This is a genomic window from Streptomyces sp. B21-083 (genome assembly GCF_036898825.1).
GTDB lineage: Bacteria > Actinomycetota > Actinomycetes > Streptomycetales > Streptomycetaceae > Streptomyces.
Genome location: NZ_JARUND010000001.1, coordinates 3,131,345 through 3,144,683 on the forward strand (window position 1 = coordinate 3,131,345; position 13,339 = coordinate 3,144,683).

A 13,339-nucleotide genomic window follows, 5' to 3' on the forward strand; every position below is an offset into this window, starting at 1 on the left:
TCAGCCCGCCTCCGCCGCTTTGAGACTGGCGACGACGTGCTCGACGAGCCGGCCGACGGTGAGTTCGATGATCTCGTCGAAGTCCATGTCGGCCAGGAACTCGGCGAAGTTGACCCGGTTGCCGTACTTCTCCTCCAGCATCCCCGCCAGCGTCACCAGGTCGATGCTCTCCAGCTCCAGGTCGCGGTTGAAGGTGGTGTCCATCCGGATCTCGACGTCGTCGAGGCCGTACTCGTCCAGGAGGGCCGCGAGCATGCCCCTGATGTCGGCGAGCACCGCCTCCTCACTGACGACACCGGTTCTGGTCGTGTGCCCGTTGAGGCTGGTCATCGGTCCAACTCTCCTTGTTCTGCTGCGACTTCTTCGGCCGGTCCGGTTGTCCAGGCCACGACGTACTCCCTGTCGGGCAGTCCGGGGGATTGCCCGTCTGCTCGCAGTGCACGGTGTAGGCGGGCGCGAGCCGGCCGGAGACGGTGAGCCGGTCGCCCGCGTCCGTGGCCTCCCGCACCGCGAAGTCCCTTGGCCGGCCGCCGAATCCGGTGCCCTCCGCCTTCGCGACGGCCTCCTTGGCCGCCCAGAAGCGGGTGAACCAGAGCGCCTCGGACTCGCCGTCGGCGTCCGACCTGGCCCGCAGCAGGGCGAGTTCGGCCGGGCCGAGGGCGGTGGTGAGGGTGGAGGCGTCCCGCTCGACGACTTCCTCGATGTCGATGCCGGGCCCTTGCCCTGTATCCGGACGGGCGCCGGAGGCCGGCCCCGGCCGGGACGGCCGTACGATCGCCACGCCCGCCTCTGCCCGATGGGCGAGCGAGACGTCCAGCGGGGGCAGGGTCCGGCCGTGCGTCCCGGTGACGTACGGCCGCCCGGTCGCGTCGTTGTGCACCCGCAGCTCCGCCGGGAACACATCACCCTCGCCCTCCCGTTCCCAGAGCCACCGGCGCACGGCGTCCTTGGCGGCGATCCGTCCGAGCAGCCACTGTCTGCGACCGCGCGGGGCGTGCCGCTCGTACTGGGAACGCTCCTCCCCACCAAGGGAGTTGCGCATGATGAGGTCGCGCGAGGCGAGGTCGGGCCAGCGTTCGTGGAGGAGCACCCAGCCGCCCGGCCGGGCCTGGGAGAGGGTGTTGCGCTCGGGGAAGCGTTCGACGGGCCTGGTCTGCGGGTCGTTGTCGAAGCGCCGGTCCTGCCAGCCGCTCAGCTCGGCCCAGACCTCGCCGCCGACGGCCAGTTGGACGTCCGCTTCGAGGACGGTGTCGGTGAGCGAGGTGATCCTCACGAAGCAGTCGACGTCGGTGCCGGGTTCGGGGTGCGGCCCGTAGAACCTCATCGTTCGCATCCCGACCGGGAACACGACCGTCCGCGAGGTGCGTGTCGCCATGATCCAGTACCCGAGGATCTGCCCGACGTTGTCGAGGAGCGAGCCGGGCGCGGGCGGGGTCGTGATGACTCCCCGTACGTGCGCCTCGCCCAGCGCGGTGAGTTCGGTGACCCCCTGGAACGCCGGGCCGTGGAACATCCAGCGCTCGGCGTAGAGCTGGGCGGCGGTGTGGTCGGGGGCGCGTTCGGTGGCGGAGGTTGTGGGCCAGGGGGTGGGGCGGGCCGTCAACTCCGGGTAGTTGTCGGCGAGTTCTACGGTGGCTCGGGCGCGGGGGCCGAATGAGACGGCCCGGTGGGTGGGCGATCCGGGGACGGGGGTGACGGTCACGTCCACGTCGACGGGCGGGGTGGCCGTGAGCCACTGGTCGAAGCGGGCGCCGTGCACGGCCACGGGTACGGGTACGGGTACAGGTACAGGTACAGGTACGGCTCGGGTTCCGGGGTGCGTCCGCGCCGCCGAGAGCTGGGCCGCTTCCATCATGTGCTGCACGATCGTCGTCGCCGGGACCACCGGCCACCGGTCGGCCACGTCCGGCCAGCCGGGGCGCTGAGGGAAGAAACAGTGGTCGAGGAGGTACGGCATGGTGTCCGGCGAGACGTGGACCGTGGTGCGCCAGGGGGCCGGGGCGGCCTGGGCGCTGGAAGGCGCGACCCCTTCCTGACCGCGCCAAGGGGGTGGGGCGGCCTGAGTGGCGGGAGGCATGACCCCTTCCTGACCGCGCCAAGGGGGTGGGGCGGCCTGAGTGGCGGGAGGCATGACCCCTTCCTGACCGCGCCAAGGGGCTGGGGCGGCCTGAGTGGCGGGAGGCGCGACCCCTTCCTGACCGCGCCAAGGGGCTGGGGCGGCCTGAGTGGCGGGAGGCATGACCCCTTCCTGACCGCGCCAAGGGGCTGGGGCGGCCTGAGTGGTGGACGGCATGACCCCTGCCTGACCGGCCGGGACGGCGCCCCCTGCGGGCCCGCCCGGCCCCCGCGAAGCATCCCCGGCGGACCCGCCCGACCCCTGCACGGCGCCGCCCGCGTAGGCCCCGGTGGAGCCCGGTCGGCGATGGCCCGCGCCGATCAGTTCGGCGGCGGTGTCGGCCGTCTCCCGTAGCAGGGCGCTGAGTTCGGCGGCGGCCGGGAAGCGGGCCGCGAGTGCGTCCAGCGGCGACGCCAGCCCGGCGGCCGGGAGCGCGGCGCAACCAGGTGTCCGCACGATGCCCAACGCCGGGGCAGCATCAGCCTGTTGTGCTGCGGCGGCGGCCGAGGCGGCGACCCGCGACGGACCGGCACCTCGCGGCGCGGCGGCGGCCGGGACCTCGGTGGCCGAAGGCCGTGCGGGGTTGCTCACGGAACCCGGCCTCGAACCCGGCCTCGAACCCAACTCCGCCCGCAGTCGCGTGAGCGTCCCTTCGTCGAGGGAGACGAGGGCGCCACCCAGGTCGAGGCGGACGGGCGGGCGGGTGGACGGCCGGCCCCTCCGCACGGAGGCCGGCGTGTCGGCCGGTGCCGTGGAGCGGTCGGAGGGGCCGGCGGCGCGGGGTGCCGGGGCGGCGGAGACGTCGGCGCTGCCAGCGGTGCCGACGGTGGCGGCGGTGGCGGCGGTGGGTGGAAGCGCCGGTGATGTCGTCCGGCCGGAAACCCACAACGCCGTTGCCACACGCCGGAGTTGTGCCAGGCCGCCGCGGTGCGGGGAGTTCGCGGCTATGACCAGATGATCGCGCCCCGCCAGCGTGTCGCCGATGAGAGAGCCGAGTTGGCCGGTGCCCACCTGGACGAAGGTCCGGTGGCCGGCCGCGTACATCGCCTCGACCAGCTGCCGGAAGCGCACCGGTTCCAGGAGATGCCGTACGAACAGTTCACGCACCGCCGACTCACCCGAAGGGAAGGGCGCCGCAGTCGTCCCCGACCAGACGGGAACCGTCGGCGGCCGGAGCCGGAAGCTGCTCGCGGCCTGCTCGATGGGGGCCAGGTAGGGCGCCAACATCGGTGTGTGGAAGCCGGATTGGAAGGGCAGCACCTGACTGAGCACACCCCGGGCACGGAACGCCCGGACGAACGCCTCGACCGCCGCGTCAGGGCCGCACACCATCGACTGGCCCGGCGCGTTGTCGTGCGAGAGCACGATCCCGGCGTCCGCCCAGCCCTCCTCGGCGAGCGCCGTGAGTACCCGTTCGGCGGGCGCGCCGACTGCCCCGAAGGCCAGCCCCGGCACACTGACCGTGTCGGGGTCGAAGGTCGCCATGAAGGCGCCGACCTCGTCACCGTCGTACAGTCCGGCGGCCACCATCGCCGTCCATTCGCCGACGCTGTGCCCGGCCACCGCGTCCGGGACGACGCCCATACGGCGCAGTGCCCGGTCGAGCAGCAGCCCGACCCCGACAACCCCGAACCCGTGCCGGCCCACGTCCCCGACCTCGGCTCGTTCACCGGCCGGCAGGACGTCGGTGAGACCGAAGTGGGCGGCGATGTCGTCGACGCGGGGTTCGAAGTCCCCTTCGAGGCCGGGGAAGACGAAGGCGAGGCCCCCCAACTCCGTCCCCCCGTCCGCTTGTAGCGACTCGGGCCGGAACCAGACGTCGCTACGGCCCTGCCACGCACGTCCCTTGGCGACGGCCCGGCGCGCCAGGGTGAGTCGCTTCGCCGTCGGATCGACGATGCCGAGCCGGGTACGTCCGGTCTGCGGATCTGGGCGGGTGGCGTCAAGTCCGGCTGCGAGTACGGAGCTGTCGCCCGTGTCGAGGAGGGCGGCGAGGGCCTCGGGGGTGTCGGCGGCGAGCAGCAGGACACGCTCGGGCTCGGCAACAGTGACCCTCGGCCCGGGGGAAGGCGCCGGGGACACGGTCGTCCTCATACGCGCCCCCGGCGCCTCCTCCAGCACCACATGGGCGTTGATGCCGCCGAACCCGAACGCGTTGACCGCCGCCCGTCGTACCGGCTGCTCGGCCGTGGTCTCCCAGGGCGCGGCCCGGTCCAGGGGGCGGAAACGGGTGGCCGCGAGGGCCGGGTTCGGGTCGTCGCAATGGAGGGTGGGCAGGAGCATGCCGTGGTGGACGGCGAGGGCGGCCTTGACGAGGCCCGCGACACCGGCGGCGGGCATGGTGTGCCCGATCATCGACTTCACGGACCCGATCACCGCCGTACCGGCGCCACCCAGGCTGCCCGCGTCTCCCGGCCCGAACACCTCCGCCAGCGTGGCCAGTTCGGCGTTGTCACCGGCGGGGGTCGCCGTGCCGTGGGCTTCCAGGAGGCCGATGGAACCGGGCTGGGCGGGGTCGAGTCCGGCGGCCCGCCAGGCCTGGCGTACGGCGTGGGCCTGGCCGCCGGGGTCGGGGTTGACGAGCCCGGCGGCGCGGCCGTCACTGGCCACGCCGGTGCCCCGGATGACGGCGTAGATCCGGTCTCCGTCGCGCTCGGCGTCCGCGAGGCGCTTGAGGACGACCACGCCGGTGCCCTCACCGATCAGGATGCCGTCGGCACCCCGGTGGAAGGGGCGGATGCGCTGGCTGGGCGAGAGGGCTCGGAGCTGCGAGAAGACGCTCCACAGGGTGATGTCGTGGCAGTGGTGGACTCCGCCGGCCAACATCACGTCGCAGCGCCCGGAGGCGAGCTCGTTCACCGCCTGGTCCACGGCCACCAGCGAGGAGGCACAGGCCGCGTCCACGGTGTACGCGGGTCCACGCAGGTCGAGGCGGTTGGCGACCCGGGAGGCGGCGAGGTTGGGCACGAGCCCGATCGCCGACTCGGGGCTGTCGGGACCGAGGGTGTCCGTGAACGCCGTACGGATGCTGTCGAGTTGGGCGGAGTCCAGGTCGGGCAGCAACTCGCCCAGTGTCCGGACGAGTTGACCGGCGGTACGCACCCGCTGGTCGAGCCGGACGAGGCCGGGGGTGAGGTAGCCGCCCCGGCCCAGGACCACGCCGACGCGATGCCGGTCGGGCAGCCAGCTGTCCAGCTCTCCGCGGCCTCCGGCCCCGCCCCAGCCTGCGCCTCCTCCGGCGTCGGCGAGGGCGGCGGCGGCCACGTTGAGCGCGATCAGCTGGTCGGGCTCGGTTCCGGAGACGGAGTTCGGCATGATCCCGAACCGGGTCACCTCCACCTCCGCCAGCCCGTCCACGAACCCGCCGCGCCGGCAGTACACCTGGTCGGCGACGGCACGGCCACCGGCGGAGTCGGGCCGGTAGTAGGCGTCCTCGTCCCAACGCCCTGCCGGTACCTCGGTGATGGCGTCCGTGCCGGCGAGCAGGTTCCGCCAGTAGGTGTCGAGGTCGGCGGCGCCCGGCAGCAGCACCGACATGCCCACGATGGCCACCGGGCTCGCCGACGGGCCGACCGGTGCGTCGCTCGGTGCGCCCAGCGCGTGACGATCCGTCATGTCGCTTACCAGCCCGACGAGGTGTAGACGACGGCGCCTGCCGACTCCGCGCCCCAGGCCAGTTCACGGAGCAGCGCGGCCGTGCCCTCCTCGGGGTCGATGAGCCTTACCCCGCGCCGGGCGTACTCGCGCCCGAGTTCGGGGGTCACCATGCCGGTGTGGCCGCCGGTCGGCGCCCACGGCCCCCAGTGCACGGTCAGGGCCCGCTGCCCGGTTCGGGCCGCCCAGGCCGCACCGAGGCTCTGGAGGGCGTCGTTGGCGGCGGCGTAGTCGACCTGGCCCCGGTTGCCGAGGACGGCGGAGATGCTGCCGAACAGGACGGCGAAGGCAGGCCTGTTGGGGAGCTGTTCCAGCGCGGCGAGCAGGGTTTCGGCGCCGGTGGTCTTGGTCCCGTACACACGCTGGAAGGACTCGCTGGTCTTCTCGGCGATGAGCCGGTCCTCGATGACCCCGGCCGCGTAGACGACGCCGTCGAGACGGCCGTGTTCGGCGTGGATCTCCTTCACGGCCTGGAGCGCCGCGTCCTGTTCGCGGAAGTCGACGGAGTGGTAGCGGGCCTGGCTGCCGAGGGCCGCCAGTTCGTCGAGCGTGGTGGTGATCTCCCGCTGGGCCAGCAGGAGTTCGGCCTCACGGTTGATCGCGGCCGGGGTCAGTCCGCCCCGGCCGGCGAGGGCCGCGCGCAGTTCCGTCCGGGTTCCGGCGGCTGCCGTGGCCGCGTCCTCCGGGCCTTCCGCTGCGGGGGTCCGGCCGAGCAGTTCGATCCGGCAGCGGGAGGCGGAGGCCAGCGCGGCGGCGAACTTCGCGGTGATGCCACGGGCCCCGCCGACCAGCAGGACCACGCTGTCGCGGTCCAGCCCGAGGGCGGCGGCCTCGGCGGCCCCGGCCCCGGCGGGTCCGGCGCCGGTGGTGCCGAGTGCGCCCAGCGGGGTTTCGATCAGCTCAAGTCCGTGGCGTCCGGCGGCCGTTCGCAGGACGACCGGGGTGCGGTCCGGGGCGAGCAACTCGCCGAGCAGGGCGTCTGCGACAGCGGCGGCACCCGTGTCGTCGCCGACGAGGTCGATGACGCGTGCGTCCGTCTCCGGGTACTCCCGGGCGACCGTCCGGATGAACCCGTGGAGTCCGGCGGACCTCAACTCGGCGGTCTCCGTACCCCCTTCGGTGGTCACCCGTACGGCGAACAGCCAGCGCGGGGCGAGCCCCAGGGCCGCCTTGAACACGGGGAACGCCTCGGGCAGCACCGGCGGCCGGGACGAGGCCAGCGGGTCGAGGTACAGGACCCCGTCGATGGGCCCGTCCGCCCCCGTCAGCAGGTGCTCGGCGTCGAGCACGAACGCGCCGGCGCCGTGTCCGGCAAGCCGTGCCACGACCTCCTGGGCCACCGCACCGCCGTCGTCGTCGCCCAGGATCGCGAACCGCTTTCCGGCCAGTACGGCGGCGGGGCCGACGCTCCCGGGTCCGGACCCGTTCAGGGTCCCGTTCAGGGTCCCGTTCCCGTCCTGCTGTTCCAGCAGCACAGGCCGCAACTGGAAGCGCTTCGGCGCCTCACCGATGACCTCCGGGGAGGGGGATACGGCGGCCACCTCCGTCGGGAGGGGCTGCGCTGCCGCTCCCACCACTCCTGCCGCTCCCTGCTGCTCGACTTCGTCAGGGCCGGTGAGCCGCGCCGCCAGCCACGCCGTCACCGCAGCCGCCGTACGGGCCTTGGCGAGATCCTCCAACTCGGCATCCCCGAGCACAGTGAGGTCACCGCCACCTCCAATGCCCAGCCGCTGCGCCAACTCACCAGCGATCTCAGCCCGCTTGATCGAGTCGATACTCAAGTCGGCTTCCAGATCGAGATCCGGCTCGATCATGTCCACGGGGTAACCGGTGCGCTCACCGATGATCTCCAGCACCACCCCCAACACCTCCGCCTCCGTGAACCCCTCAGCGGTGGAGACGGAAGCAGGAGCGGGCACGGGCTCGGGCCCGGCTGTCGTGAGCCGCGCCGCCAGCCATGCCGTCACCCCGGCCGCCGTACGGGCCTTGGCGAGATCCTCCAACTCGGCATCCCCGAGCACCGTGAGGTCACCGCCACCCCCGACACCCAACCGCTGCGCCAACTCACCAGCGATCTCAGCCCGCTTGATCGAGTCGACACTCAAGTCCGCTTCCAGATCGAGATCCGGCTCGATCATGTCCACCGGATAACCGGTGCGCTCACTGATGATCTCCAGCACCACCCCCAACACCTCCGCCTCCGTGAACCCCTCAGCGGTGGAGACGGAAGCAGGAGCGGGCACGGCGTAGAGCGCGGGCGGGTAGGCGGGCGCAGTCTCCGGCGCCGGCTGCTGGACCTGGGTCTGAACCGCCCGCAGGGTCTCCGGTGCCGTCGGGCCGGGTATCCACTGGCCCGGTGCCGCGCCGAAGTACGTGAGAAGTACGTCCCGTTGGGCCGCGACCATCTCGCGGCTGGTGCGCAGGAACTCGGAGATCAGCGCGTCCCTGCCACCGACCGGGGTGCCGTCCTGGTGATTCGCGGTCACTGTCGTCGTCTCCACTACGCGTCGGGCCGGTGCGAGGGCACCGGGGAGAAGTTCGCCGGCGGCGGTGCGGACCAGGTGGCCGTCGACCGTCCAGCCGGGCCGCTTGGGCGCCTTGGTCCGGGTCGCGTCGACCGCGTCGCGCCCGTGGAACAGCCATCCGGTGCGCACCGGCAGCCCCGCGACGGCCAGTTGGGCCAGCGCGTCCAGCCAGCCGTGCAGTCCGCTGTCCGGACGCGGTTCGCAGGCGACCGTGCGGTGCGGGCGGTCGCCGAGAATCTGGCCGACCAGCCGGGTCAGTACGGAACCGGGCCCCGCCTCGACGAAGGTCCGGGCGCCCGCCTCGTACATGGCCTCGATCTGGGCGACGAAACCGACCGGGGCACCGATCTGGGCGGCCAGTTCGGCACGCACCGCGTCGGCGTCGGGGCCATAGGGGGCCGCCGTACGGTTGGACCACACCGGGAACTCCGGAGCGCGCACGGGCTGTTGGGCCAGCGCGTTCGCGAAGCGCTCGCCTGCCCCGGCGACCAGCGGGCTGTGGAAGGCACAGGCGACGGGGATGCGCTTCGCGCCGAGTCCGGCGGCGCGCAGCAGCCGTACCGCCTCGTCGACCGCCTCCGTCGGGCCTGAAATCACCGTCTGCTTGGGCGAGTTGTGGTTGGCGATGACCACCGAGGTGGGCGCGTCCGCCGCGCGCAGGGCCGCCGTGACGTCCTCGGCTCCCGCCGACACCGCCGCCATGGTGCCCGGGTCGTCGCTGTTGGCCCGCGCTGCCGCCGAGAGGATCGCGGTCGCGCGTTCCGCGCTCAGGGCGAGAAGGGTTTCCGGGTCGAGGGCGCCGGCCGCGCTGAGGGCGACGAGTTCGCCGTAGCTGTGTCCGGCGGCCATGTCGGGACGTACGCCGGCCGTGGTGAGGAGGGCGTGGGCGGCGAGGCCGGCGATGCCCAGGGCCGGCTGGGCGGTCCGGGTGTCGGTGAGCGCGGTGTGCTGGCGGTCGCGGGTGGTGTCGTCGAAGGCGGTGGGCGGGTAGAGGAGGTCGGCGTGGTCGCGGCCGAGTTCCAGGTAGTACTGGAGTTCGGGGAGAGCGACGAACACGTCGGCGAGCATCCCGGTCCGCTGGCTGCCCTGCCCGGGGAAGAGGAAGGCGACCTGGCCCGGCGCCTGGCCCGCCGCCTCCTCCTGCTGCTGGTGCTGCGCGAGGTGGACGCCGGCGCGGGGATCGTGCTCCCCCGCCAGTGCCCGCCGCAACTGTCCGACGAGGCCCGCCGTGTCCGTCGCGACGACCGCCACCTGTACGGGCTCGTGGCGGGCGTCGGAGCGGCGCGAGGCGGCGAGCGCGAGGTCGCGCAGCCGCCAGGAGGACTGCCCGTCCTGGGCTGCTTTCAGCACGTCCTCGATGGCTCGGCGTGCCCCGGCCGGATCGGCCGCCCGGAACGTGAACAGTTCGGCGGGCCAGGCGTCGAGGGTGTGCGCGGGCGGGGCGGAGTCGGCGTAGGCCTCCAGCACCACATGGAAGTTGGTGCCGCCGAAGCCGAACGCGCTGAGCCCCGCTCGTCGTTCGCGTGCCGGAGCCGCCCAGGGCCGGGTCCGCCCGTGGAACACGAACGGGCTACTGGTCTCGTCCCAGGCGGCGTTGGGCTTGCTGACGTGCAGGGTGGGTGGCTTGACCCCGGTGTGCAGGGCGAGCACGGTCTTGATGAGGCCGGCCAGTCCGGCGGCGCACTTGGTGTGCCCGATCTGCGACTTGACCGAACCGAGCGCGACAGCCCCCGGTTTGGCCCCGGCTTCGCTGAACACCTCGCTGAGGATGGTGAGTTCGGTGCGGTCACCGACCACGGTTCCGGTGCCGTGCGCCTCGACGAGCCCGACCTCGGCGGGCGAGACCCCTGCGTTGCGGTACGCCCGCTGCAGCGCGGCCCGCTGGCCCTCGGGCCGGGGAGCGGTCAGCCCGAGGGAACGCCCGTCGCTGGAACTGCCGACTCCCTTGATGACGCCGTAGATCCGGTCGCCGTCACGCTCGGCGTCCGACAGCCGCTTCAGCACGACACACGCGACGCCCTCCCCCAGCGCGATCCCGTCCGCCGAGCTGTCGAAGGCGCGCGAACGCCCGGTCGGGGACAGGGCGTGCACGGAGGAGAAGAGCACGTAGTCGTTGATGCCGTTGTGCAGGTCGGCGCCGCCGCACAGCACGACGTCGCTGGTCCCGCCGACCAGTTCCTTGCAGGCCACGTCGACGGCGGCCAGCGAGGAGGCGCACGCGGCGTCGACCGTGTAGTTGGCGCCGCCGAGGTCGAGGCGGTTGGCGATCCGGCCGGAGATCACGTTGGAGAGCATGCCGGGGAAGGAGTCCTCGGTGAGCCGGGGCAGCTGATCCACGAGCCCGTCCGGCACCTTGCCGTAGTACGACGGCAGTACGGCGCGCAGCGTGCCCGCGTTGGACAGGTCACTGCCCGCCTCCGCGCCGAAGACGACCGAGGTGCGTGAGCGGTCGAACTCCCGCCCCCGCTCGCCGTATCCGGCATGCGCCAGGGCCCGGCGGGCGGCTTCGAGGGCCAGCAGCTGGACGGGCTCGATGCTGCCGAGCGAGGTGGGCGGAATGCCGTAGGACAGCGGGTCGAAGGGGATGCGGGGCAGGAAGCCGCCCCACTTGGAGGACGTGACGCCACCGTCCCCGTCCTCGGCCGAGTAGTGCACGGCGGGGTCCCAGCGGTCGGCCGGCACCTCCGCCACCGCGTCGTGACCGCCGAGGACGTTCGCCCAGAAGGCGGCGAGGTCGGGGGCGTCCGGGAACATACAGGCCATGCCCACCACGGCGACGTCGAGGGGCGCGGGCGGCGGGGCTTCGGTGTCCTCCTCGGCCGCCGGCACACCGAGCCGCTCCCGCAGCTGGGCCGCCCGCCCGGTGAGGAAGTCGGCGGCGCCGTCGGCCACGGAGTGGTGCAGCGCCTCGATGGTGGTGGTCGCCGAGCGCAGTACGGCCACTTCCCCGGCCATGAACATGCCCTCGGCGAGCTGCCGTTGCTCGTCCACGGCCGCCAACTCGCCCTCCACGTCCCGCTCGACGCCCTTGCTGGCGATCCGCAGCCGCCCGACGTTCAGCCGCTCCAGGCGCTCCCAGATCTGCCGCTCGGGCACCCCGCTCGCCCGCAACTCCGCCTCGAAATCGCGGTAGTTGTCGCTGAACGGGCTGGGTACGCACCGGGTGGCATGACCGGGCGCCGTCTCCAGCAGCGCGGTACTGGTCGCGTCGACGACCTGGCGCTGGAAGAGCGGCTGGACCGCTCCGCAGGCCACCGCCTCGTCGGTGAACAGGTAGGCGGTGCCCATCAGTACGCCCACGGACGCACCGCGCGCGGTCAGTGGGGCGGCGAGGGCGGCGACCATCGCGGCCGACCGCTCGTCATGGATGCCACCCGCGAAGAACACCTCGATCCGCTCGGCGGCACCCTCCCCCGCACCGGCCAGGTAGTCCTCGATGACGGCGAGTTGGGCCTCCCAGAGCGGAAAGCTGCCGCGCGGTCCGACATGCCCGCCGCACTCCGACCCCTCGAACACGAACCGGCGTGCCCCGGCCTCCAGGAACTGCTTCAGCAGTCCCGGCGAGGGCACGTGCAGGAAGGTGCTGATCCCGGCCCGCTCCAGCGCCTCGGCCTGGGCGGGTCGGCCGCCCGCGATGACGGCGTGCGTCGGCCGCAGCTCCCGTACGGCTTCGAGCTGGGCGTTTCGCAGTTCCTCGGGCGCGAACCCGAGCACGCCGACACCCCAGGGCCGGTCGTCCCCGACGGCTTCCCGGGTCTCGGCCAGCATGGCCCGGCTCTGCTCGCCACTGGCGAGGGCCAGCGCGACAAACGGCAGCGCACCACCCCGGGCGACGGCTGCGGCGAACCGCGCCTGGTCACTGACTCGGGTCATCGGCCCCTGGGCGAGCGGGAGTTGAGTACCCAGGGCCCGGCTCATCGGAGAACCGGCGCGCAGCGCCCGCAGGGGCCCCGCACCCCGCACGCCATCCCGTTCGCCATCCCATACGTCGTCCTGTACACCGTCCCGTACGACGTCTCGTACGACGTCGCGGACCGCGTCGGTGAGGGCGCGGACCGTGCGGGCGGTGTCGCCCCAGTGGTCGGCGAAGCGGGCGGCGAGGAAGCCGTCCTGGCCGACCGGGAGGAGCTGGGTGCGCGGGTTCTGGGCGCCGAGCATCGCCGCGACCGCCGCCGGATCACCGGCCGGGACGGACGGGGCGTCGGGGCCACGCCGGTGCAGTACGCGGTGACCGGCCAGGACGACGGTCTCCGAGCCGTCCATCGAGCGCAGGGCGGCTGCCGTCGCCTCCGGCAGTGAGGACTCGGCGAGCAGGGCGAGTTGGCTGTCGAGCACGATGCCCGCCGCTCCCCCGGCGACGGCGGCGGCGGCCGTACGGGGGCCGATGCCGCCACGCGCCCAGACGGGGAGGCCGATGCCGGGTTCGGCGAGGAGCCGTTGCAGGAGGACGAAGGTGCTGAGGTCGCCGATCCGGCCGCCGCCGTCGCTGCCCCGGGCGATCAGCCCGTGCGCACCGGCGCGGACGGCCGCGAGGGCCTCCTCCAGGTCGGTGACCTCGACGAGGACGCGGTGGTGGGCGGCGAGCGCGGCGACCGGCCGGAACGCGTCGGCGGCATCGGGGGCGAGGATCACGGTGTCGGGTCCCCCGTCGCCGACCAGGTCGGCGGGGGTGAGCCGGCAGTGCGGCCCGATCCGTACGCCGTAGCGGAAGCCGGAGGCGGAGGGGGCTGCGAGGTGGCGTATTCGGGCCAGCGCGTCTCTGGCTCTCCGGTCGCCGAGGCCCAGGTCGAGTACGCCCAGGCCGCCCGCACGGCTGACCGCGGCGGCGAGCCGTGCGTCGGGCTCGCCGAAGGGGGTGACTCCAATGATCATGTCAGCGGCGCGCACGGCAGACGTCATGATTCTCCGAAATACTCGGTGAAACTGCACGGTGGGGGTTTTGTGTGGCGCGGAAGCACTTCACCTCAGAGGGAAACCACGGGGAAGCTAGCGCCGACATTACTCACGAGTCAACATGGCGTGGAACATTCCGTATGCGGCCGAT

General features: G+C 73.2%; 3 protein-coding genes. All 3 read right to left on the reverse strand.

The features are described 5' to 3' along the window. Genes QA861_RS13920 through QA861_RS13930 form a run of 3 tightly spaced genes read right to left on the reverse strand, consistent with a single transcriptional unit; the run spans window position 1 to window position 13,194 of the window. The gene (locus QA861_RS13920) at window positions 1–330 is read right to left on the reverse strand and encodes an acyl carrier protein (RefSeq protein WP_334588646.1); all 330 of its coding nucleotides are present in this window, start codon (window positions 328–330) and stop codon (window positions 1–3) included. Then, on the reverse strand, window positions 284–5,731 hold the full coding sequence (locus QA861_RS13925; protein WP_334588647.1) for a beta-ketoacyl synthase N-terminal-like domain-containing protein: 5,448 nt from the start codon (window positions 5,729–5,731) through the stop codon (window positions 284–286). Before QA861_RS13925 ends, QA861_RS13920 begins: the two co-directional genes overlap by 47 nt. A 5-nt stretch (window positions 5,732–5,736) precedes the next feature. After that, a complete protein-coding gene (locus QA861_RS13930; protein WP_334588648.1) occupies window positions 5,737–13,194 on the reverse strand; it encodes an SDR family NAD(P)-dependent oxidoreductase in 7,458 nt (2,485 codons plus the stop codon). Window positions 13,195–13,339 lie beyond the last annotated feature (145 nt).

Excerpts from the sequence above, each read along its gene's own strand:
- QA861_RS13930 (WP_334588648.1), bottom strand. The coding sequence starts at position 13,194 with ATGACGTCTGCCGTGCGCGCCGCTGACATGATCATTGGAGTCACCCCC.
- QA861_RS13920 (WP_334588646.1), bottom strand. The coding sequence starts at position 330 with ATGACCAGCCTCAACGGGCACACGACCAGAACCGGTGTCGTCAGTGAG.
- QA861_RS13925 (WP_334588647.1), bottom strand. The coding sequence starts at position 5,731 with ATGACGGATCGTCACGCGCTGGGCGCACCGAGCGACGCACCGGTCGGC.